Raw genomic sequence first — 22,607 nt, 5'->3', positions numbered from 1 at the left:
AATAATAATAGGATGCCACAATGTGCGCTTAGATACACGTCGAGTTTCAACTTCATCAACAATCCTCCCCCTACTCAATTAAATAAATTAAATCGTCATTTTACTCCTTCGCTACCCTATTTTGACCGATATAACCTGTGGATAACTCTGTGAGCAAAATAATGTTATGCCTTAGATTCAATGACTAAGAAAAGATCAAGGGGTTAAACAAGAAAATAAAATCAATGAGTTAGACGAAAATCGCTTGATCTAGCTCAAAAAAAGGATTTTAAACGTATTGTGGATATTGATTACGGAACGTGAATAATTATGAATGTGGCGGCGAGTCACGCCGCCACAAGGAGAGATTATTTTTTGTCGAGCAGATAGTTCACAACTTTAGAAAACTCTTGCCCATAATCTTCGGCTTTATCGACCGCAATGCCATCATTACGGATTTGGTATTTACCATCAACAAACATCGCTGGCACACCACGTAGTTTTAGATCTTGCGCTGCGTTTTGTTGTTTAGCGACTAAAGATTTTACAACGAAGCTGTTTAGTGCAGCATCATACTCTTCACCACTCACACCTGCTTTAATAAAGGCGTTACGGATATCGTCTACCGTACGAATAGATTGTGTTTTTTGGATACCTTCAAACAGAATTGGCGTCACTTTATCTTCAACTTTTAGAACGATTGCCACTGCCCAAGATTGAGTGAGGTTTTTCCCTAATGGGCCTAAGAAATCAACGTGGTAACGTTCCATTTTGACGCCTTCAGGTAAGTTTTTCTCTACCGTTTGTGGCACTTTATACACATTTTCAAACTGATAGCAGTGAGGGCAATAGAAAGAGAAGAACTCTAAAACTTGTGGTAAGTTTTGTACTGGTTGTTTTAAAGCAACGTACTCTTTCCCTTCTGAATAGTTTGCGGCCGCTGCCCCAAATGACATGGCAATACCAATTAAAGCCAACATGATTTTTTTCATATACTACGTTCTCCAAAAAATACCACTTATTTATTAAAATTGAGGGTTTAACTGCAAAGGGGCTTCCTGCAATCGTTCAATTTGCTGAGCAAATTCGACGGATTGTTTTTGCCAAAAATCATCATCCTGCAACCATGAAAATGCTCTTGGAAAAGCGGGATCTTGCCAGCGGCGAATAATCCATCCTAAGTAATGAACCATTCTCATGGCTCTCAGTGGCTCGATTAATTTGAGCTCTTTTACATCAAAGTCACAAAACTCATTATAGGCTTCTAACAGCGTATCTAGTTGGACTAATTGATCCTGACGCGAGCCATTTAATAGCATCCACAAATCTTGTACCGCTGGGCCATTACGCGCATCATCAAAGTCCACCAGCCAAGCCTCATCACGCCACAAAATATTACCGGGATGGCAATCCCCCTGTAAACGTATTGGTGATGAGATAGTTGGCCAATACTGCTTCACTTGCGTAATCAATCTATCGAGTGATTCAATAATGGAAGCCTGCCACCTTGGAGCGATCAATTCACTTTGTACGATAATTTGGCGAGGTTGCTCAAGATACTCAGCAACACCCAGTGTTGGGCGAAAAACAAACGTTTCTTTCTTACCAATTTGGTGAATACGGCCTAATAAGCGCCCGACGTCTTCAAGCTGAAATAAATTATCGGTTTCATACTGGCGACCACCAATACTTGGAAAAACAGCAAAGATGAAACCACCAAATTCCAGCACGGTTTGCCCTGCAAACTCCAGTGGCGCAGCCACAGATAAACCCGCGTCTTGCAATTCTAATGTGAAATCATGCTCTTCTTGAATTTGTGACCGGCTCCAACGCTCGGGGCGATAGAATTTCACGACAAAGCGTTTTCGGTTTTCATCCTGAAACTGATAAACCCGATTCTCATAGCTATTTAGCTCTGTTAATCCTGATTCAGGGTAAATGCCCGCTTCCATCAACGCATCAAGGATCAAATCAGGGGAAATCCCACTAAAGTGAAAATGAGAGTGTTCGATATTATTCATCTCTGATTAATCTTTTATGATGCCGCGAGCGCGCAATAACGCGGTTTTAAAGTCTTCTTCATAATCTTTTTTCAAGCCCGGTATCGCTTCATCACTGCTTTTTCCACGCATTTTCAGGTGATATATCAACACATCATCTGTTAGCTCAGACAATGGTCCTTTAAAACCTGCCTCATCGGCCAGCTTTTGTAGTAATTCCACTAAGTTTAAGTCTGAGTTGTCTTTCCATACAGGATGCAGCAGCTCAATAACTTCATTTAAGCGATGGCATTTCATGTTTATTCCTTCATCACGAATATTCGGGCTAAATTAATTGCTATCATACAAGAGAAAAAGCGAATTGATGTCAATCTAAGTAAAGTTTAACTTTAATTCGCATGAACATTCGTTGATTTTATAGGAAAATAGAATAAATTTTGGCAAATACTATAACGAAATTTATTTTCGAACATGTTGAAACCTTTTATTGAAGATAGTCAGGAAAATTGAATATGTTAGATACGCAGTCGATTACGGGTGTCATACTCGCAGGCGGTTTAGGTCGGCGTATGGGAGGCGAAGATAAAGGCTTGGTGCCTTTACTCGGTAAGCCACTGTATCAACATATTATTGAACGCCTAATCCCACAGGTAGGCACGCTGATTATCAATGCTAATCGCAACCAAGAGCGCTACCAACAAAGTGGATTTACCGTCATCTCTGACCTCAATCATGATTTTGCAGGGCCACTAGCAGGCATGCAAGCAGGGTTACATCATGCAGCCACAGAGTGGGTACTGTTTGTGCCTTGTGATGTACCTGCTTTTCCACTCACGCTTGCAGCAACCATGTTTCAATACAAAGGTGATAGCTTGGCTTGTTATGCCAATGATACTGAACGTGACCACCCAACTTTTGCCTTACTCCATCGTTCATTAGCCCCCTCATTGGATGAGTACCTTGCAAAAGGAGAGCGCAAATTAATGTTTTTTATGCGGGAAATAGCAGCGAAATGTGTGATTTTCCCTCCACAATTAGGCTCTTTTGCTAATTTAAATACCCCTGAAGATAGCCTCAACTGGGAGCAACAACAAAAATAATCATGAAACAAAAATCTCTACCTCTACTCGGCATCACCGCCTATAGTGGCACCGGCAAAACCACACTATTAAAAAAAGTGATCCCATTATTACGGCAACGCAATGTTCGCGTCGGTTTAGTCAAACATACACATCACGATATGGATGTCGATAAACCCGGCAAGGACAGTTATGAATTACGTAAAGCGGGCGCTGATCAAACACTTGTCGCCAGCCAAAAGCGCTGGGCGCTGATGACCGAAACCCCAGCTCAGGATGACGAATTAGACCTGCATTATTTGGCGAGCCGTTTTGATCCTAGCTCCCTCGATCTGATTTTAGTTGAAGGGTTTAAGCATGAGACGATCGATAAGATCGCGCTGTTTAGATCGGAAGTGGGTAAACCATTAGATGGCTTAATTGACCAACATGTGATCGCCGTCGCCAGCAATCAAATTATTGATACCACCTTGCCACAATTAGATATCAATAACCCAGAACAAATCGCTGATTATATTGTGTCTTGGTGGCAAAAAAGCCAATAGCCCCCTGCCGCTGGATTTTGGGTGCATTAAAAGCAGGGAATCAATATGTTAAAAATGGAAACAGTGCGACTCAATAGTATAGCGGGAGCTATTAAGCATGACACAACGGGATTTAGCCAATAAGTAGAGGCACGGTGAATACGATCCATAAAATAGTATCAGCATAGCCCCTACGCTCAGGTATTTCACTGGCAATGATTTAAATGGATTCGTCGGAGTTTAGTTATTTGGAGTGAAATGTCTGAGGCTGAACGGATAACGTTCAGCCTTTTTAACGTGTTGTGACGGTGACTCTTAACGCATTGTCACAAATTCTTCTGCCGCTGTTGGGTGGATAGCCACAGTATTATCGAAATCTTTCTTCGTTGCCCCCATCTTCAGTGCAACGGCAAAGCCTTGTAAGATTTCATCCATACCAAAGCCAATACCATGAATACCAACAATTTTCTCATCCGTTCCCACACACACCAATTTCATACGGCATGGCTGACGATGAGAAGTGACCGCGGTATACATCGCTGTAAATGAAGATTTATAACATTTAACCTGATCCGCCCCGTATTTTTCGATTGCTTCAGGCTCCGTCAAACCAACGGTACCAATAGGTGGATGGCTAAACACAACGGTTGGAATATTACTGTAATCTAAGTGCTCATCTGGCTTATTATTAAATAAACGTTCAGATAGACGACGACCCGCAGCAACCGCAACTGGTGTTAACTCAACAGCCCCCGTGTTATCACCTACCGCATACACACCCGCGACATTGGTGTTTTGGTATTTATCGACTTTGATATAACCTTTTTCATTCAGCTCAACACCCGCTGCTTCAATATTCAGGTTATCAGTCATTGGTTCACGGCCAATCGCCCAAATCAATGCGTCGACAGTTTGTTCTTTGCCATTTTCCAATTTCAGCGTCAAAGAACCATCGGCATTTTTGACGACCTCTTTTGGTACAGATTCTGTATGCAGAGTTGGACCTTCGGTATTCATCACCTCAACCAAAGTTTCAACAATCAGAGGGTCAAACGAACGTAGCGGAGCATGTTTACGGACAAATAGATGAGCCTCACTGCCTAGGCCATTTAAGACACCCGCCAATTCAACCGCAATATAACCAGCACCAACAACCGCAACACGTTTTGGTAAATCTTCAAGCTCAAAGAAGCCGTCCGATGTCATGCCATATTCTGCACCAGGAATGGCAGGGATCACTGGGCGACCACCTGTTGCAATTAAAATATGATCAGCGGTATAAATTTCGCCATCGACTTCAACAGTATGCGCATCGACAAAACGAGCAAACCCCTTGATCACATCGACCTTGTTATTACCTAATACACGGTCATAAGATTGATGGATACGATCAATATAAGCAGTACGACTTGCAATTAAGGTTTTCCAATCAAAACGGTTAATTGTGGTATCAAAACCATAGTCAGGGCCATAAGCACGGATCGCCTCAGAGATTTGTGCGGCATGCCACATCACTTTCTTCGGTACACATCCCACGTTCACACAGGTTCCACCTAACGCTTTCGCTTCAATTAGGGCACACTTTTGTCCATACATTGCCGCTCGGTTCATAGAAGCTATACCGCCACTTCCGCCACCAATCGCAATATAGTCGTAATGTTTGCTCATAACTTGGTTATTCCCATTTTTGATTAATTAAAAAGCTAATACTTACTATTATGCTATTTATCAATTTGATCACAATAGCAATAAAAGATAGGTATCTCCTCTTAATGAAATAGAGGCTGCCTATTCAGGCACAATCCACTCGACTAAGGTATGCCCTGTTCCTTCTGGAACGAGGGTTTTGTGTAACCAAGGGAGCACTTTTTGCATCTGCTGCTCTAATTTCCATGGTGGATTGATCACAATCATACCTGATGCCGTCATGCCTCGTTGATCGCTATCAGGACGTACAGCTAATTCAATTTGCAATATTTTACGGATCCCAGTCGCTTCCAATTGACTGATCATGCGCTTAATTTGTTGTCTCAATACAACAGGATACCAGATCGCATACGTTCCCGTCGCAAAGCGTTTATAGCCTTCGACGATCCCCTTCACGACAGCTTCATAATCAGATTTCAGCTCATAAGGCGGATCAATCAACATAAAACCGCGACGGCTTGGTGGCGGTAATTTCGCTTTCAGTTGTTGATAACCATCGTCTTTGGACACCTGAGCACGGTTATCGCGAGAAAATTCTGCACGCAATAGCGGGTAATCAGTAGGATGCAACTCAGTGAGCACCAATTTGTCTTGCTCACGCAATAAGTGCTTCGCTAATAGCGGCGAACCAGGGTAATAACGTAACCGCCCATTTTCATTCATGCGACGGACAATATTCATATAAGGAAGCAATTCCTCTGGTAAGTCCGGCTGTTCCCAAATGCGCGCAATCCCTTGTAGATATTCACCTGTTTTTTCTGCATGCTCACTGGTTAACTGATAGCGACCAGCCCCCGAGTGCGTATCCACATACAGGAAAGGTTTTTCTTTCTCTTTAAGAGATTCAATAATAAGGCTTTGAACAGTGTGTTTTAACACATCTGCATGGTTGCCTGCATGAAAACTATGGCGGTAACTTAACATGACACTTTTCTTTCCTGAGGAAATTCAACACTAGCCAAATATGACTATTATCAAATAGATTCTTTAAAGACAGCCTGTAAAATAAAACATAGACCGAATGATTTGTTCTGATTCTGAACCATTATAGCCAAATTTCGTTAAAATTAGCACTATTCCTAATTTGACAAAATGGCATGACTTCAACATGATAAAAAGCTATCCTAAACAAAATTAAAATATAATTAAGGACAAAAAAATGCATAAATCACTCATGACAACGATAACAGCGGTTTTACTTTTAGCAGGGACTTCGGCAACGGCAGGAAATAAACAAAATGGCTGTGAAATTAAAAAGCAGAAAATTGAAACTCAAATAAAATACGCCAAAAAACACGGTAACACTTACCGTGTTGCAGGTTTGCAAAGGGCTCTCGATAACGTTAATACCTATTGCACGCCGACATCGCTTTACCGTGACAGCCAAAAAAATGTGGCTGAAAAACGAGAAAAAGTACAAGAAAGAGAAGCTGAATTATTGGAAGCAAAACAAAAAGGAAATAGCGATAAAATCGCAAAGCGCGAACGTAAGCTAAAAGAGGCTCAAGAAGAGCTAAAAGAAGCACAAGCGGAGTTAGAGCTCTATAAAACAGGCCTATAAATTCTTCGTAACCTTCTATTTTTCCGACCAAATTCAGTCCTCATTTGCAATGAAATAACCGACCTTAAAGCCTATTTTGTAGATAAAAATGGGCTTTAAGGTGAAGAATTTTGCAAATTTACGCTATAGTATGGTGAAAATTAAGTAAAATTAGATACGGAGTCAAAGGGGAACGAATGTCGAATATGCATGAAGAAGAGCAAAAAGACGCCAGTAAATTAAAATCAAAGCTCAATAAAAGCATCGATAACAGTAAAAAAGCACTGACATTTTCTATGCGAGTAGTGAATTTTATTTGTGCAATTCCTTTTATTGCACACCTTATTCGTACTGCTCAACGATTCACTGATCGTATGGGAAACCAGTTCGGTGCTGCGATTACCTATTTTTCGTTTCTTTCTTTAATCCCTGTATTAATGTTTACCTTTGCAGCAGCGGGTTTTGTATTAGCCAGTAACCCAGAATTACTTGAACGGCTAGTTCGCGGTATTTCTGCCAGCATCAGTGACCCGACATTAGCCAATACATTAGAAAAAACCATTGATACCGCAATCCGCCAGCGGACTACCGTTGGTTTAACCGGTTTGGCATTAGCCGTTTACTCGGGCGTAAACTGGGTTAACAACTTACGATTAGCCATTTTGGCGCAATCACGCCCTGTTTGGGAGCGCAATGAAGATGAACATGAAAAAATTTATTTCCGCTATTTGCGCGATTTTCTATCCTTAATTGGCCTACTTATCGCCTTGATCGTAACAATTACGCTCACCTCTGTCGCAGGCTCCGCTCAAGCAACCATTGTTAGAACGCTTGGCCTAGATAATATCGAATGGTTAAAACCGGCTTGGACTCTGATTGGTCTGACGATTTCAATTATCGCTAACTTCTTGCTGTTCTTATGGATTTTCTGGATTTTACCGCGTATGCAGCACCGCCGCTCTTCCTTATTGAAAGGCACTCTACTCGCGGCTATTGGCTTTGAAGTGATTAAATCAATCATGACTTGGATTTTACCAAACTTAGCCTCATCCCCTTCTGGCGCGGCTTTCGGTTCGGTGCTGGGCTTAATGGCCTTCTTCTACTTCTTTGCTAGATTGACTCTATTTTGTGCTGCGTGGATCGCAACGGATGAGCCAAAGAACGCAAAAGAGAACGAAATTCTCACTTCTTAACGCATTGACAGGGTGGCAAAAGATCCATCATTTGCCACCCTTCAAAATTTCTCACATGTTACAACTTTACACATTATTTCGTCATTTCTGATACAAGCGTCTCTACCAATACACTCGCTGGCATCTCTCGCGCTTTCAACGCATTTTGGCCTGCCCAATGTGCGGCAAAATCATCACTCCCCATTTTACTTGCCGCTGCATGCAACTGTTTTCCAAGATCATACGCTATCGGGTAATCCGGTATAGCAGGACAATCATCCGCTTGTGTCATACGAATAAATTGGTTCACAATCCCTCTTGCGGGTCGGCCAGAGATAGCCGCTGTTAATGCCGTATCCGCTGCATTTTGGCTTTTCAGCTTATGACGGTAACCTTCATTTGCTGCTGATTCAGGGCACAAAATAAACGCTGTACCAAGTTGAGCCGCCACGGCTCCTTGCTCTAAAGCTGTTTTAATTTCTTGCCCATCCATCAAGCCGCCCGCAGCAATAATCGGTAATTGGCTATTTTTCACTAATAATTCAACCAAGTGGAATGTTGTTATCGCTTCATCTTCGGCATTAACATCAAACATTCCTCGGTGCCCACCCGCTTCAATGCCTTGAGCGATAATGGCATCAATACCTGCCTGCTCGATCAACTGCGCCTCTCGTAAGCAAGTTGCCGTCGCCATTGTATAGATCCCTTGGGCTTTTAACTGATCAATCACCTGTTTATCCGGAATATTAAAATGGAAACTGACAACTGCTGGCCTCATTTCTAGCAGTAGTGCCAACATGTGAGGATCATCTAAGAATGATGTGTAAACTTGGTTTAATTGCTGAGGTGGCAATACGTTAAACTGAGCTAATTGTTGGGCAAAGTAATGAATCCATGCTTGTTCAATCTCACGATTACGTACGGGGGTAGAATGGCAGAACACATTCACATTAAAAGGTTTGTCTGTTAAAGCATTAGTTTTCTCAATCAATGCTTTAGCTTGAGGTACAGAGCTAGCCCCAAGCCCTAATGAGCCTAGCCCCCCTGCCTCAGAAACTGCCGCAGCCAACTCAGGTGTTGAAACGCCCGCCATAGGGGCTTGAATGATTGGGTAACGTAAGCCCAAACGTTGGAGAAATACTTCAGAATGCTCCATTATCTTTCCTTTATCATCAAGTAGGGTTACACTTATTATTCTGTTATTAAGAATAAATATAGCACCATATTCACGAAAAAAGAAAATGAACTCTGAATCCCTAAAAATATTTTGCATGGTCGCAGAAGAACTCAGTATCACACGCGCAGCAATGCGCCTCGGTAGGGTTCCCTCAAATATTACAACGCGTATTCAACAGCTTGAGTCCGATCTGGGAGAGCCGCTGTTTATTCGTCAAGGTAAGCAGATGCAATTGTCAGAAGCCGGCACACGCTTCCTACAATACGCCTATCGTTTACTGGCGTTAGAGCAAGAAGCCCGCCATGTCACGAGTTTAGGCAGAGAAGGAGGACAACTAAGAATAGGTAGCATGGAGAGCACGGCGGCCTGCCGGTTACCTCAACCTTTGGCAGCCTACCACCAACAGCACCCAACAACCCAATTATCATTATTAACCGGAACCTCACAAGCTCTAATCGAGCAAGTACGTCGTGAACAGTTAGATTGTGCTTTTGTGGCTCTTCCCCAAGATTTGTATGATATTAACCAACTCTGTGATATGGGCATTCAGTCACAAGTCGTTTGGCAGGAGCAGCTAGTCTTATTGCTTCCCGAGCAAGATAAATTAGCAAAGACCGCCTCAGATATTCAAACACGCTCACTTGCTACCTTCGCCCAAGGATGCAGCTACCGCTATATTGCTGAGCAGTGGCTAAATATCCCAAATCAACGAGATTGGCATATTCAGCAACTTAGCTCCTATCATGCGATGGTCGCATGCGTCAGTGCAGGAAGCAGTATCGCGCTACTACCGGCTCAATTATTTCATTCTATGGGGGATGCTTCCTCATTGTTAGCCTCGCTCCCCGTCACAACATGTGATACCTATTTGATTTATCGTACTGGATACCAAGTGCCTGCTTTTATGGCTTTTAAGACATTAATTTTATCGCGTGAGGTTAATTAAAAATTCACCGCCTTTCTGGACACATGGCAAGCTGATTATTCAAGTATGTTATAAGTGAATATGAGCACTCACTCTATCTCTAAAGACCAAATGAGTTGGGAGAAAAATGATAACTACACAATATATTCAGCAGTTAGAAGACTTACCTTGCGGCGTTGTGCTTTACTATCACAACCAAAAAAAGGCGAGTATCAGTACATTTTGTGCTAGAGGAAGCGATCTGGCAGGTCGGCCATTGACAGTTGATACCCCATTACGCATTGCCAGTAACACAAAAACGTTTACCGCAGCAGCCATACTTAGATTAGTTGAAATGGGGAAATTATCGTTAGATGATGCCATTTCACAACATATCACACCTGAATTTAACCAATTACTGTGTGACAGCTATGCCACCGATCATATCACTATTCGTCATCTACTCAGCCATAGTAGCGGGCTTTTTGATCATGCAGATGATCACTACCTCAAGCGCGTACTTGCGAAACCGACACACCAGTGGACTCGGTTAGAGCAAATACAGCTCTATGTGCGTAAAAAATTCCCTATTGTCGCACCTTCAGACACATTTATTTATTCAGATACAGGTTACATACTGTTAGGCGATATCATTGAACGTGTTACGGGCCAATCGTTAGGCCACGCCGTTAGGGAGTTATTAAAATTCAATAAAATTGGATTAGATACCGCTTATTGGGAGTATTTAGAGCAACCTACGACAGATGCACCTCGTGCACGCCAATACCTAAAAGAGATAGAAGGTACACATATTCATGCTTCGATGGATGTGTATGGCGGGGGTGGTTTAATTACCTCATCTCAACAAATGGCTCGATTCCTTGAAGCCTTATTTAATGGCGAAATCTTTGAGAAACCAGAGACTCTACAGACAATGCTGAGTGTGGGTCACCATGTGGGCGCCCAAGAGTACCGATTAGGGTTGATGGCAAGTGTTGTAAATGGCATGACGCTATATTCACACCTTGGTTTTTGGGGATCTGCCGCCTATTACTCACCGGAAACCCAGACAAGTGCAGCCGGCTTTGTCGATGACAGGGATTCCCGAGAAACCTTAATTCGGGTGATTGAAGGGTTACTGACGCAACGTTAAAAAACAACAGGATGAAAAGCAAATAGCCCCTAAGTTGGGGCTATTTAATGACAGATTATTTCGCTGCTTTTGCAGGCTCCGCTTCAATTGCCGGTGTAGGCTCAACCTGTGGCCACAGCACCTTAGTAAATTTCTGGCGGATTTGCTCAGCATCCATCAACTGCTTCTCTTTCGGTTGAACCAACACAAAGGCAGCTTCTTGAGACAATAAACGACGCACTTCCATATTCACTTGATCCAGCGTTTGCCCCGCTAAGAAAGATTGCCTTAGTCGTTGATACTGCTCAGGAGCGATATCAACCACCCCATTTTGTTGAGAGATCAAGCGTTGGCCTGCTAACACATCCGTACTGGTACGAGCATAGGCCGCAAACAATTGTGATAATTGTACCTGTTTTTCATTGAGCATTTCATCAAACAATTCAGGTGAAATCCCATTTTGAACAGCGGTTGATAGCTCATTGAGAACAACATCTGTCACTGCTGCCATTTTTTCTGGCGCTGCTGCAACCGTTAACGTACAGCTAGCCTTCTGATATTGCACTCGGCAATCTAAGTTCGAATTCACTTCATCTTGGTTAAACTTTTGGCTAAAAGTTTTTTGTAATGAACGATAAAGTGCTTCACGGGCTAAATCACTTCCCCAATAGCGCATCAGTACGGCAGAGTCATTAATCGGTTGCCAATCGATATCCCAAATCAGGGATAAGCTATCTTTTGTTTGCTTATCTTGCAGAATGTCGATGGATTGAGGTTTCACCTGCGATAAAACAGCTACCGCAACAGGCTCTGAACGTTTACCTTCTAGTGAAGAGAACGTTTGAGTGATGTAATCAGATAACATGCGTGAATCAACATGACCTGCAACATACAGCGTCATAACATCTGGCGTATACCATTTTTGGTAAAACGAATTCACACTCTCTAAATCTACATTATCCTTAACCTTTTGCCCTGGGTCATAGCCCATCATTGCAGAGCCTTTCAGACGTGCGCGCCATACAGGATCCGTCGCATCAATAGGCAATGTAGCAACAGGAGCATTTGTCACACTCAGACCATTGTGCAGTGTGGTTTCGGTATAAGTTGCCCCAGCCGCGGAGGTTGCTAACCAGTTGAGTGCTTGTTTGAGAAGCTCTGGCTTATTGTGTGGTAAGCTCAAGCTATAGATTGTGTAGTCATATGAGACGACCGCTGGCGGAATGGGAACATCAGGATCGGTTGCCTGACGCCAAAAATTTTGCAACGTTGCGGTTGGAAATGCTTCTGTTTGATGTAACAGCGCCATTTTAGGGATTAAGTAGCTGTAACCTTTTTCATTTGCTTTTTCTGACAAAGACCCTGTTTTAATGGCCAATCTCAGTTGAATTCGGTCATTAGGACGCTGTGGAGTCTGCAATAGCTGCCAGCTAAAGCCATTTTCAAGCTTTCCTTGCTGCCATGCTGGATCAGGCTGCAATGGCTCAGCACTCGCAAGGCCAGCGACTGACAGTAGCACCACACTAAAGATATACCGAATTTTCAAACCCTGCATGTAAACCCCTATGTATTTTCTATCCTTGTATTTAACCGCAAAAATATGACTGATAAATTAACGAAAAACGCTAATTATAGGGTTAAACGATATGGTTTGGTCTCATACACTGTAAGTGACACCAATTATTAACGATATTAGACCACAAAGCTCGCCACATGTTCATGACTTAGTCTGAATTTTGCTGTTTTCTTTGGCGGTTATAATTCTTCGCCAATAAGCCTATCTCGTCATCCTTATGATAACCTGATACTTTGATGTCTTGATCGCCGCCATCTTGTAATTCTAGCGCAATTTTACGTAATGGCCTGACAATCATTCGACTTACACACCATGTCATCGCAATCGCAATGATCAAAACTAACAACAAATATGTCGTTATCATTAATGCCAACGTGTTGAAGGCGAATCGATAAACACGATTTGAATCAACTTGCAGCGTTAAATACCCTTGGGGTTTCGCCGTCAAGACGGTATTCCCATAGGCATACAAAGGTACTGTCATCTCTACTGGAATACCGGCAAATTTCACCGCCCAACTAGGAATTGGACGGGGTGTCGCAAAGTCTAAATGGATAACAGTCGCCCCATCGACTGTCACAATCGCTTTGCCCATAATACCCGATGTTTTCAAGCTCACGAGTAGCCGTTTAACTTCGTTCAGATCTGAACTTAATAATGATTCAGTCAATGGTTTTTGAATTTGTACAACCGCATTACTAAGCTGATTGAGATAGTCACCTTTTCTTTGCTCAAGTAAGTAACTAAATTGAATTGCCAAAAAAAGGGCGAGTGAGCTTAACGTGATCACAAAAAATACGATCATGCTTTTTAACGTTAGAGAACGTTGCACCCTGTTCTTCATGTTTCCGAAACCTTCTTTATCAAGCTTCTTTTGAATTGAATATTTTTCGCTTTAAAAAGCGGCCCTTTATCAACAAAGTCAGATAAACACCGACTAACATCCCCCCATTAACCCAACATATCACAATATTTTTTACCAATATTGCGAAACTGCAACTGGGCGCGAATCATTATTCAAGCCAAATAATCAATAAGTTTGGGTAGCGCGCCCAAAAAGGTAGGTTTTATGGGGCATTGGATGTCACTGAGTTATTCTCAGTATACTTGATTTTATCAATAAAGGAGCAGTTAAAAGTGAAAGTTTATGTAATTAAGACAAAGGGGGGATTTACGGAAACAACAACGTATCACACTGGATAACGGCAGAAAAGCAATATTTCTGCCGTCTTAGTGGGGATTAACTGGCTACAACGCTATTTTTTTCATCTTCATCGACGGCAAAACAGGCAACCAGTTGCCCTCCGTACTCTTTAAGAGCTGGTTGGAATTGCGTGCATTGCCCGAATGCTCGGCGGCAACGAGCTGCAAAAGCGCACCCCGGTGGTGGATTCAGCGGGCTTGGTAACTCTCCCGTCAACTTGATCCTTTCACGCCGTGAATCAGGGTTTAACCTTGGTGTTGCTGATAGCAGTGCTTGAGTATAAGGGTGCAAAGGATTATTAAAGATCTGTTCTTTAGTTCCTTTTTCTACGCAACGCCCCAAATACATCACCATCACTTCATCAGCTATATGTTCAACCACGGATAGATCATGCGAAATGAACACATAAGATAGCCCTAGCTCTTGTTGCAAATCCATCATTAGGTTAAGCACTTGAGCGCGTACGGAAACGTCCAGTGCTGAAACTGGTTCATCAGCAACAACAACATCAGGATCTAACATTAACCCTCGTGCGATTGCGATGCGCTGGCGTTGCCCGCCCGAAAACATATGAGGATAGCGCTCATAATGCTCCGTTTTTAACCCAACCTTAGCCATCATCGATAACACCTTTTCTCTACGCTGCTCTTTAGATAACGAGGTGTTAATCAATAAAGGCTCCTCAAGTATTTGCCCGACTTTTTTACGAGGATTTAAAGAGCCATATGGGTTTTGAAAGACAATTTGAATTTTTTGGCGACGTAGCTTTTCAGCCGCCTTGTCTTTAACCAGTAGGTTTTGGTCTTGATAGTAAAGCTCCCCCTCTGTGGGTTGTTCAATCATGGTCAGTAAACGACCTAGTGTCGATTTACCACACCCAGATTCTCCAACAACGGCGAGTGTTTTTCCTTTTTCTAGCTCAAATGAAACGCCATCGAGAGCTTTGACTAACCTTTCTGCCGAAAATATACCGCTTTTCGCTGAATAATATTTCTTTAAATTAATAGCCTGTAGTAAAGGCTTATGTTGATTTTCACTCATAGTGTCGGCCTCCCCATATCATCCAGCGGCATGTGGCATTTCACCTGCCTATCTCCAACAGAGCGCAATTCAGGCTCCTCAATACGACAACGCTCTGTCGCATAGGGGCAGCGAGGGTTCAACAGACAACCTTGTGGTCGGTCATATTTCCCCGGCACAACGCCCGGTAATGACGCTAACCGAGATTTATTAGTGGCAAACTCAGGCAAGGCACGTAACAGCGCTTGAGTATAGGGATGACGAGGATGTTTAAAGATATCAGAGGCCTTCGCTGATTCCACGACTTGGCCCGCATACATCACAATAATGTGATGTGCCGCTTCAGCAACCAAGGCAAGATCATGGGTGATCAAGACCAAGGCCATATTCTCTTGTTGTTGTAATTCAAGCAATAACTCAATAATTTGTGCTTGGATCGTCACATCAAGTGCGGTCGTCGGTTCGTCTGCAATCAATAACTTAGGCCGACATGCGATCGCCATCGCAATCATGACCCGCTGACTCATCCCACCTGATAGCTGGTGTGGATAAACATCAAGCCGCGATTTCGGGTCAGGGATCCCGACCATCGTCAGTAAATCAATTGCACGTTGTTTACGCGTACTTTTACTACCGCCTTGGTGCACTTTCAGCGCTTCCATTATCTGATAACCCACTGTAAAACAGGGGTTCAGACTGGTCATAGGGTCCTGAAATATCATCGCTACATCGGCACCAACAATTTGCCGACGCTCTTTTTCGGGAATAGACAATAAGTCACGCCCGTCAAATTGCAACGAATTAGCCATCACTTTCCCAGGATAATCTATCAGCCCCATTATCGCTAAAGAGCTTACCGATTTCCCCGAGCCAGACTCACCCACTATGCCAACAACCTGACCTTTTTCAACGCTATAGCTGATGCGGTCAACGGCACGGAACGGGGTACTTTCATCACCAAAGTGTACCGAGAGTTGTTCTACATTTAACAATGCCATTAGATTACCTCATCACTGCTTGAGTTTTGGATCAAATGCATCACGCAAACCATCACCCATCAGGTTAAACGCTAATACAGTTAACAAGATTGCCAGACCAGGGAAGGTGACGACCCACCACGCACTTTGAGCGAATTGCAGCACGTCAGACAACATTGTGCCCCATTCAGGTGTTGGTGGCTGTGCTCCCATACCAAGGAAACCCAAAGCAGCCATATCTAAGATGGCATTAGAAAAGCCAAGTGATGCTTGAACAATTAGCGGTGCCAAGCAGTTCGGTAAAATATTAACAAACATCTGACGCGTAGCACCGGCGCCTGCCACACGTGAAGCGGTGACATAATCGCGATTCACTTCTACCAACACCGCGGCGCGAGTAAGCCGGATATAGTGAGGCAATGCAACGAAGGTCAGTGCAAGTGAGGCATTAACGATTGAAGGGCCAAAGATTGCCACCAATACTAAAGCCAGCAATAAACTCGGTAGGGCTAACATGATGTCAACGATACGCATAATCACAGCATCGACCACACCACCAAAATAGCCTGCAATAACGCCGACCGTCACCCCCATAATCAATGAGAGCACCACCACAAGGCAGCCGACTAACAGAGATAAGCGTGCACCATACATTAAGCGAGATAACAGATCTCGACCAACGTCATCCGTACCTAAGATAAATTGCCAACTTCCGCCGGATTCCCAAACAGGTGGTACCAATAAGAAATCGCGGAACTGCTCATCTGGTGCATGAGGGGCTAAAACACCTGCAAAAATAGCCACTAAGATCATTAAAATGATATATGCCATTCCGGCAACCGCACCTTTATTACGCTTAAAGTAGTGCCAAAATTCTTGGAATGGGGTCATCGGCTTAGGGGCGCTGACAACCGTTGGCTCAGTAGATTGAGACATGTAAGCGCTCCTTATTTTTTATGACGAATACGTGGGTTAACGATGCCGTACAGCAGATCAACCACGAGGTTAACAAAAATAATCAAAGTTGCGACTAATAAAACCCCACCTTGAACCACTGGGTAATCACGACGTTGAAGTCCTTCAATCAGCCAACGACCTAGACCTGGCCACGAAAAAATAGTTTCCGTTAGAATTGCGCCAGCGAGCATAACACCCACTTGTAAACCAATCACGGTGACAACAGGCAGCATCGCATTTCTCAGCGCATGAATAAGAATAACGCGTGCACGGCTAACCCCTTTGGCTCGAGCCGTACGAATGTAGTCTTCCCCTAGTACTTCTAGCATCGATGAGCGAGTCATACGGACTATCACCGCCAGAGGTATGGTTCCAAGCACAATGGAAGGAAGTATGAGATGCTCAACCGCATCAATAAAGTTCCCTTCATCCCCCCAAATTAAGGTATCAATCAGCATAAAACCAGTCAGCGGATAGGAGTCATCCAAAAATACACTGTCGCTAACGCGCCCAGATACGGGGGTCAAATCCAACTGCACTGACACCAGCATGATTAACATGATCCCCCACCAGAAAATTGGCATTGAGTAACCTGTTAGGGATAAGCCAATTGCTGTGTGATCGAAAATAGAGCCACGCTTCACTGCGGCTAAAACACCGACAGGGATCCCCACTGAAATTGCAAAAATCATCGCACAGATTGCCAGTTCCATCGTGGCTTTAAAACGGGGGAAAAATTCATCCCAAACCGCTATCCGGCTTTTCAATGAAATCCCTAAGTCACCATGAAATATGCCATTAATATAGTGAAGATATTGTTTCCACAATGGCTGGTCTAAGCCCAATTCAGCCATTAAATAAGCGTGTCGTTCGGGCGATAAGCCTCTTTCACCTGCCATAATCATCACGGGGTCACCCGGGATCATATGCACAAATGCGAACGTGAGTAATGTGATACCGATAAACGTAGGGATAACTAACCCCAAACGTCGGAGGATAAATTGCAACATATCCTGAATCTCTTTTAATAATGCCTTTGACGGCTCTGAGTCCGTTTGGCTAATCAGAAGAGTGTGACTCTTCTGTCTGCTCACAAAGAACTGAGTTTTCTGTTTCCCTGAAATTCAGAGGTGAAAACGCCCTTCGCTATCAAAAAGATGGCGAAGGGCTGATACAAATTAACAACGATTATTTTTCAATATCGACGTTTTCAAAGTGGTGTTTGCCGAGAGGGTCGACAACATAGCCCTTCACTTCTTTACGGACTGGTTCATATACCGTTGAGTGAGCAATGATCAGGGCTGGTGCTTGTTCATTCATAACAACCTGTGCTTGCTTGTAGAGATCAATACGTTTGTTATGATCTGCTGTCATACGAGCAGGCTGGATCAAGTCTTCAAAGCCTTGATAACACCATTTCGAATAGTTAGAGCCTTGCTCTTTCGCCGCACAGCTAAACAGTGTCGCGAAGAAGTTATCAGGGTCACCATTATCACCGGTCCAACCCATCATTACCGTTTGCGGTTCACCATCTTTAGCACGCTTCAGATATTCGCCCCACTCATAGCTCACTACTTTCGATTTAACACCAATTTTTGCCCAGTCAGCTTGGATCATCTCAGCCATACGGCGCGCATTTGGGTTATATGGACGTTGGACTGGCATTGCCCATAAATCGATTTCGAAACCATTCGGGAACCCGGCCTCAGCCAATAACGCTTTTGCTTTTTCAGGATTATATTCATAATCCTTCACATCATCGTTATAGCCCCACATCGTTGGTGGAATTAAGTTTTTCGCTTTCTGTCCTGCACCTTGATAAACGGCATCGATGATAGCGTCTTTATTCACAGCCATAGATAGCGCTTGGCGCACTTTCTGGTTATCTAGTGGTTTTTTCTCAACGTTGAAAGAGAGATAACCGACGTTCAAGCCAGGTTGCTCCATCAATGTAATATTTTTATCTTGCTTCATGCGTTCCAAGTCTGCCGGATTTGGGTATGGCATAACTTGACACTCATTTTTTTGCAGCTTGGCATAACGGACAGACGCATCAGGTGTAATCGAAAAAACTAAACGATCAATTTTAGGTTTATTACCCCAATACTCTTTGTTGGCTTTATAAAGAATACGTGAATCTTTTTGGTACTGCTGTAGCTCAAATGGGCCTGTTCCAATAGGGTTCAAATCCACTTTTTGCGGTGTGCCCGCTGCTAACATTTTGTCAGCATATTCAGCAGAAAGAATGGAAGCGAAGTCCATTGCCATATCAGCTAAGAAAGGTGACTCTGGGCGAGAGAGTGTGAAACGTACGGTGTAATCATCAACTTTTTCAACTTTATCGATGATTTTATCCATATCCATGCCCATAAAGTACTCATAGCTACCGCCGGAGACTTTGTGGTATGGGTGATTCGCATCTTTCTGACGCATGAAGGTATAAATGACATCATCCGCATTAAAGTCGCGGCTTGGCTTAAATTCTTTATTTGAATGCCATTTTACGCCTTTACGTAAGTGGAAAGTATAAACTTTGCCATCATCGCTTACTTCCCAACTTTCCGCTAAACCTGGCTCTATCTCTGTAGTACCAAGTTTGAACTCAACTAAACGGTTATAGAGTGGAATTGAGCTAGCATCGTAAGTCGTACCGGAAGTAAATAGCTGAGGGTTAAAGCCCTCTGGAGAGCCTTCTGAACAGTAGACTAATGTTTTCGCTTGCACAGAAGCAGAAACTGCAAGTGCTGCAAGTGTTAGCCCAATGGTTAAACCTGTCTTTTTGATTGAGAGCGTCATCTGTATGCTCCTGTGGTGTTCATGTGTTATTTGCTTGATGCCCAAACCCATCCTTGAAATGACAGATAGGGGATCTGTATTTTTTTGTTATTCACTGTGCAATTAATCAACTGTCATCCACTTCGTCAATAGTATCTCTCTTTAAATAGACAACTATCTTATAACATTTTAGAAACATATTAAGAGTGTTCTTAGGTCTTTGTATGGTTATTTAAGTCATATGGCAGACATAATAACCATAAAAATACTACAGGATAGTGTTTTATCTCTGGGTGATTTATTTTTATATTTGTGATTAAGTGCTGAATTACTGAACGAAAATAGTGCAACACCTAAGAGAGTGCGGCATAAAGTTCTGGTGTGTTTAAAACAAATAATTACTTTAGGTTGTTATTATTTTGCTTGTTTTTTATTCATATAAAAAAGTACGGTTCATTAAATTTTAACAATTTATTGATTAGTTAATAACTTCAATAATCGCACGATCTACTTGATTTCATTCTCTCTACGGACCTTCACTATATGACTCTGCTCTCATTCAATGACTCGCCTTTTCCAAAATAAATAATTTACTTTAATATCAATCCATTATAATTATTCACGCCGGAATATCGCTAATCTCATCCCCTTTACTCGCTATATTAATTGCTTTATAAGTATTTCAATGCCTGCACAACAATGCTCAGAGATACCTAAATAGCCGTTATTTGGGGGCTTTATGAGTACAATATAACGGTTTCCTTGAACTCGCTGCTGTGTAACCCTACTTCAACCAGACTTCTGCTTACCTATTTATGTTTGGGCATAAACCATATTCATAGCCAATGAAACTGCGACCAAATAAACTGGCTAATAATCAATACTCACTTTCGCCCCAACATTCACCGCGTTCGTTGCTAATTTCGCCGACTGCCAAAGAGGAGCCTCGATAAAGAGTTGGTAGTTCAAGCGATCAATCTGCCCTCTCACACCAATTTCTGTACCGAATAACCTGTTTTCTCGCCAAATATGTGCGCTTTGCGAAGATGTCGAGGCGAAATCCAATGCACCATATAGCTCATAACCCCGCCATGGGGTAAACCACCCCCACTCATTTTTAAGTTTCAACGTGTTATCTCCCAAATTCTCCGTTAATACGCTATTTGAGACCCCCCTAATCCCAAATTTCCCAGTAGGACTATTTAGCTCAAGCTGCGGATCTAGTGGCGAGCGACTTAATTGCATTTCAAGCTCATGTCGGTGATACATCGATTGGTTGGCTAAATAAAATTGCCGTTGAAAATCTACCGAAAATAGATATATGCCGGCTCGCTCTAACCCTGTCACTTGGCGCCTTGTGGAACCGAACCAATCCGTATCTTGTTTATAACTCAATGAAAATGTCACATTACCTTGTGCAAAATGACGCTGATGCTTTACCCCAAGTAAGAGATAACTTGTAAAGCGTTGTTGGGTTTTCAAACGATATCGCTCTAAAAAGAGATCTAATGTTTGAATTTGAGTCCCCATACTTATCGACGTTGAGTGATATAAGGCTCGATGAAGAACATACTCAGCTTGTAGCGACAGTAATCGGCTTCTCACATCATTTCTAACTTTAATGCTATCAATTAATTGGAAGTTTTGATGAATGCTGTTCTCTTGATAGCCCGCATATAAACTCAATAACCAATAATGGTAAGGAACTGAATACAAAATGGAGACCGATTTCAATTTCTTTTCAGGCTCTTTTCCAATATCACTATCTAAATTTAGAAAAAAGAAATCATTCAGTGCTAATGGATTAGCTAACATAATCAGATTGCTGACAACATGGGTAGGAAATTGCGGTGATTGTTTCGACGCTAAAAGTAGTTTTCCTTTAAAAGCTCTTGCTGCATTACGTTGGATCACTAAACGGTTCATATTGTTCTGTTCGTGATCGGAAACAATATGAATTTGATGTGGGATCAACTGGGTATTGCGTAAATTAGCCAGACCTTGATTTATAGCGTGGATATCTACGACTTGCCCTTTGCGTAATGGAAAAGCGTACGCTAATGATTGGCTAGCACTATCTTGATACTCAATACTACCGAGCTTCCCCGCGACTAATTCAACCTGCAACACACCAAATAACAAAGTTTGCTCTGGGTAGTGAATAGACGATGTGATATATCCTACCTCAGCCAACTGTGCGTTAAGAAAGTCTGCATAGCGCAATAGCCCTTCCTCACTAACACATCTCCCTTCAACGCCCTGTTTCCATTTATTGATATCACTCGAGGTAATTAACGGAAATAGTGCCAATGTTGAGAAATGAACTTGGTGAATCGCAATACAGGGCGTTGATGGTGATTTCACCGCAAAATCAAGCTGCCTATTGGCATAACAAGGCAGATAGTTGAACAGTAAAAATAACAAAATAAACAGTGTTGGTGCTGTTTTCATTAACAGGTTCCTTGTTATGAAAAATCCATTGATAGGTAATAAACAACTCGCGACTACATCATGCTTTTCATTACACTCAAGAAAACAACGTTAATGAACATAACAACAGATTATGACGAGAAAGGACAACAAAGTTACTCTGAAAGCGCATGTTGGTAAGTTAGACAAAAACCATGCCACCAGAATCAGTATTTGGATGATGAGAAAAATTACTGTGTGAAATGTTTGCTGATGTGTAAATGCAAAAAACCCCACCTCATATGAGGTGGGGTTCTGGAATCTGGTCGGCGAGAGAGGATTCGAACCTCCGACCCACTGGTCCCAAACCAGTTGCGCTACCAAGCTGCGCTACTCGCCGAAAACGGTGTGAATCATACTGTTGAGCGCCCTTCCCGTCAACCCATTTTTCACTAAATTTGTTTGTATGCTGATA

Annotated in this window: 20 protein-coding genes and 1 tRNA gene; 6 read left to right on the top strand and 15 right to left on the bottom strand. The window is 42.7% G+C overall.

All coding sequences use genetic code 11. The features are described 5' to 3' along the window. Nucleotides 1-347: 347 nt before the first annotated feature. Genes dsbA through PSE69_RS14050 form a run of 3 tightly spaced genes read right to left on the bottom strand, consistent with a single transcriptional unit; the run spans nt 348 to nt 2,276 of the window. On the bottom strand, nt 348-971 hold the full coding sequence (dsbA, locus tag PSE69_RS14060; RefSeq protein ID WP_004923800.1) for a thiol:disulfide interchange protein DsbA: 624 nt from the start codon (nt 969-971) through the stop codon (nt 348-350). A gap of 33 nt (nt 972-1,004) precedes the next feature. Further along, nucleotides 1,005-2,000, bottom strand: a complete 996-nt coding sequence (locus tag PSE69_RS14055) for a serine/threonine protein kinase (protein WP_004923797.1) — start codon at nt 1,998-2,000, stop codon at nt 1,005-1,007. 6 nt (nt 2,001-2,006) lie between these two features. Beyond that, entirely contained in the window at nt 2,007-2,276 is a 270-nt protein-coding gene (locus PSE69_RS14050; RefSeq protein WP_004923794.1) for a YihD family protein, read from the bottom strand. A gap of 215 nt (nt 2,277-2,491) precedes the next feature. On the opposite strand from PSE69_RS14050, the gene mobA reads away from it, so the two are divergent. Both mobA and mobB read left to right on the top strand, forming a co-directional pair. After that, complete coding sequence (gene mobA / locus PSE69_RS14045) at nt 2,492-3,079, top strand: molybdenum cofactor guanylyltransferase MobA (protein WP_121874927.1); 588 nt, start codon at nt 2,492-2,494, stop codon at nt 3,077-3,079. A 2-nt stretch (nt 3,080-3,081) separates the two neighbouring features. Further along, on the top strand, nt 3,082-3,603 hold the full coding sequence (gene mobB / locus PSE69_RS14040) for a molybdopterin-guanine dinucleotide biosynthesis protein MobB (RefSeq protein ID WP_004923791.1): 522 nt from the start codon (nt 3,082-3,084) through the stop codon (nt 3,601-3,603). Nucleotides 3,604-3,897: 294 nt separating this feature from the next. Here the strand turns inward: mobB and gorA are convergent, their stop codons facing one another. Together gorA and PSE69_RS14030 are read right to left on the bottom strand one after the other, a co-directional pair. Further along, nucleotides 3,898-5,250, bottom strand: coding sequence for a glutathione-disulfide reductase (gene gorA, locus PSE69_RS14035; RefSeq protein WP_004923788.1), 1,353 nt, complete (start codon nt 5,248-5,250; stop codon nt 3,898-3,900). Nucleotides 5,251-5,370: 120 nt separating this feature from the next. Then, on the bottom strand, nt 5,371-6,213 hold the full coding sequence (locus PSE69_RS14030; RefSeq protein ID WP_004923787.1) for a 23S rRNA (adenine(2030)-N(6))-methyltransferase RlmJ: 843 nt from the start codon (nt 6,211-6,213) through the stop codon (nt 5,371-5,373). A gap of 235 nt (nt 6,214-6,448) precedes the next feature. Here PSE69_RS14030 and PSE69_RS14025 point away from each other — a divergent pair, with 235 nt between their 5' ends. Both PSE69_RS14025 and yhjD read left to right on the top strand, forming a co-directional pair. Beyond that, nucleotides 6,449-6,850 carry a DUF1090 domain-containing protein gene (locus tag PSE69_RS14025; protein WP_004923780.1) on the top strand — a complete coding sequence of 134 codons (402 nt, stop codon included), beginning with the start codon at nt 6,449-6,451 and terminating at the stop codon, nt 6,848-6,850. A gap of 176 nt (nt 6,851-7,026) precedes the next feature. After that, nucleotides 7,027-8,022, top strand: coding sequence for an inner membrane protein YhjD (gene yhjD, locus PSE69_RS14020; RefSeq protein ID WP_121874926.1), 996 nt, complete (start codon nt 7,027-7,029; stop codon nt 8,020-8,022). Nucleotides 8,023-8,095: 73 nt separating this feature from the next. Here yhjD and PSE69_RS14015 read toward each other — a convergent pair whose 3' ends face one another. Then, nucleotides 8,096-9,157, bottom strand: coding sequence for an NAD(P)H-dependent flavin oxidoreductase (locus tag PSE69_RS14015; RefSeq protein ID WP_036942188.1), 1,062 nt, complete (start codon nt 9,155-9,157; stop codon nt 8,096-8,098). An 85-nt stretch (nt 9,158-9,242) separates the two neighbouring features. Between PSE69_RS14015 and PSE69_RS14010 the strand changes: the two genes are divergently transcribed. Beyond that, entirely contained in the window at nt 9,243-10,124 is an 882-nt protein-coding gene (locus tag PSE69_RS14010; RefSeq protein WP_121874925.1) for a LysR family transcriptional regulator, read from the top strand. Nucleotides 10,125-10,230: 106 nt separating this feature from the next. Further along, nucleotides 10,231-11,235, top strand: a complete 1,005-nt coding sequence (locus tag PSE69_RS14005) for a serine hydrolase domain-containing protein (protein ID WP_014656982.1) — start codon at nt 10,231-10,233, stop codon at nt 11,233-11,235. A gap of 55 nt (nt 11,236-11,290) precedes the next feature. On the opposite strand, the gene PSE69_RS14000 is transcribed toward PSE69_RS14005, so the two are convergent. The 9 genes from PSE69_RS14000 to PSE69_RS13960 form a co-directional block, all read right to left on the bottom strand. Continuing rightward, nucleotides 11,291-12,769 carry a M16 family metallopeptidase gene (locus PSE69_RS14000; protein ID WP_014656983.1) on the bottom strand — a complete coding sequence of 493 codons (1,479 nt, stop codon included), beginning with the start codon at nt 12,767-12,769 and terminating at the stop codon, nt 11,291-11,293. A gap of 169 nt (nt 12,770-12,938) precedes the next feature. Further along, complete coding sequence (locus tag PSE69_RS13995; protein WP_004923758.1) at nt 12,939-13,634, bottom strand: HAMP domain-containing protein; 696 nt, start codon at nt 13,632-13,634, stop codon at nt 12,939-12,941. Nucleotides 13,635-14,030: 396 nt separating this feature from the next. Then, complete coding sequence (gene dppF / locus PSE69_RS13990) at nt 14,031-15,035, bottom strand: dipeptide ABC transporter ATP-binding subunit DppF (RefSeq protein ID WP_004923755.1); 1,005 nt, start codon at nt 15,033-15,035, stop codon at nt 14,031-14,033. Further along, the gene (gene dppD / locus PSE69_RS13985) at nt 15,032-16,012 is read right to left on the bottom strand and encodes a dipeptide ABC transporter ATP-binding protein (protein WP_004923750.1); all 981 of its coding nucleotides are present in this window, start codon (nt 16,010-16,012) and stop codon (nt 15,032-15,034) included. The genes dppF and dppD overlap by 4 nt, the downstream gene beginning before the upstream one ends. Before the next feature lie 12 nt (nt 16,013-16,024). Beyond that, nucleotides 16,025-16,927 (bottom strand): dipeptide ABC transporter permease DppC, encoded by a 903-nt coding sequence (gene dppC / locus PSE69_RS13980; protein ID WP_004923748.1) that lies wholly within the window; start codon nt 16,925-16,927, stop codon nt 16,025-16,027. Nucleotides 16,928-16,938: 11 nt separating this feature from the next. Next, nucleotides 16,939-17,958, bottom strand: a complete 1,020-nt coding sequence (gene dppB, locus PSE69_RS13975; protein ID WP_040132698.1) for a dipeptide ABC transporter permease DppB — start codon at nt 17,956-17,958, stop codon at nt 16,939-16,941. Between the two features lie 178 nt (nt 17,959-18,136). Next, nucleotides 18,137-19,744, bottom strand: coding sequence for a dipeptide ABC transporter periplasmic-binding protein DppA (gene dppA, locus PSE69_RS13970; RefSeq protein WP_014656985.1), 1,608 nt, complete (start codon nt 19,742-19,744; stop codon nt 18,137-18,139). 849 nt (nt 19,745-20,593) lie between these two features. Then, nucleotides 20,594-22,174: a ShlB/FhaC/HecB family hemolysin secretion/activation protein gene (locus tag PSE69_RS13965; protein ID WP_121874924.1), complete on the bottom strand. Its 1,581-nt coding sequence runs from the start codon at nt 22,172-22,174 to the stop codon at nt 20,594-20,596. Between the two features lie 281 nt (nt 22,175-22,455). Further along, a tRNA-Pro gene (locus tag PSE69_RS13960) sits at nt 22,456-22,532 on the bottom strand. Nucleotides 22,533-22,607 lie beyond the last annotated feature (75 nt).

The sequence above is a fragment of the Providencia sp. PROV122 genome (assembly GCF_028482365.1).
Classification (GTDB): domain Bacteria; phylum Pseudomonadota; class Gammaproteobacteria; order Enterobacterales; family Enterobacteriaceae; genus Providencia; species Providencia stuartii.
Note: the sequence above shows the minus strand (reverse complement) of the source record. Positions and strands in the feature narration are given on the sequence as shown.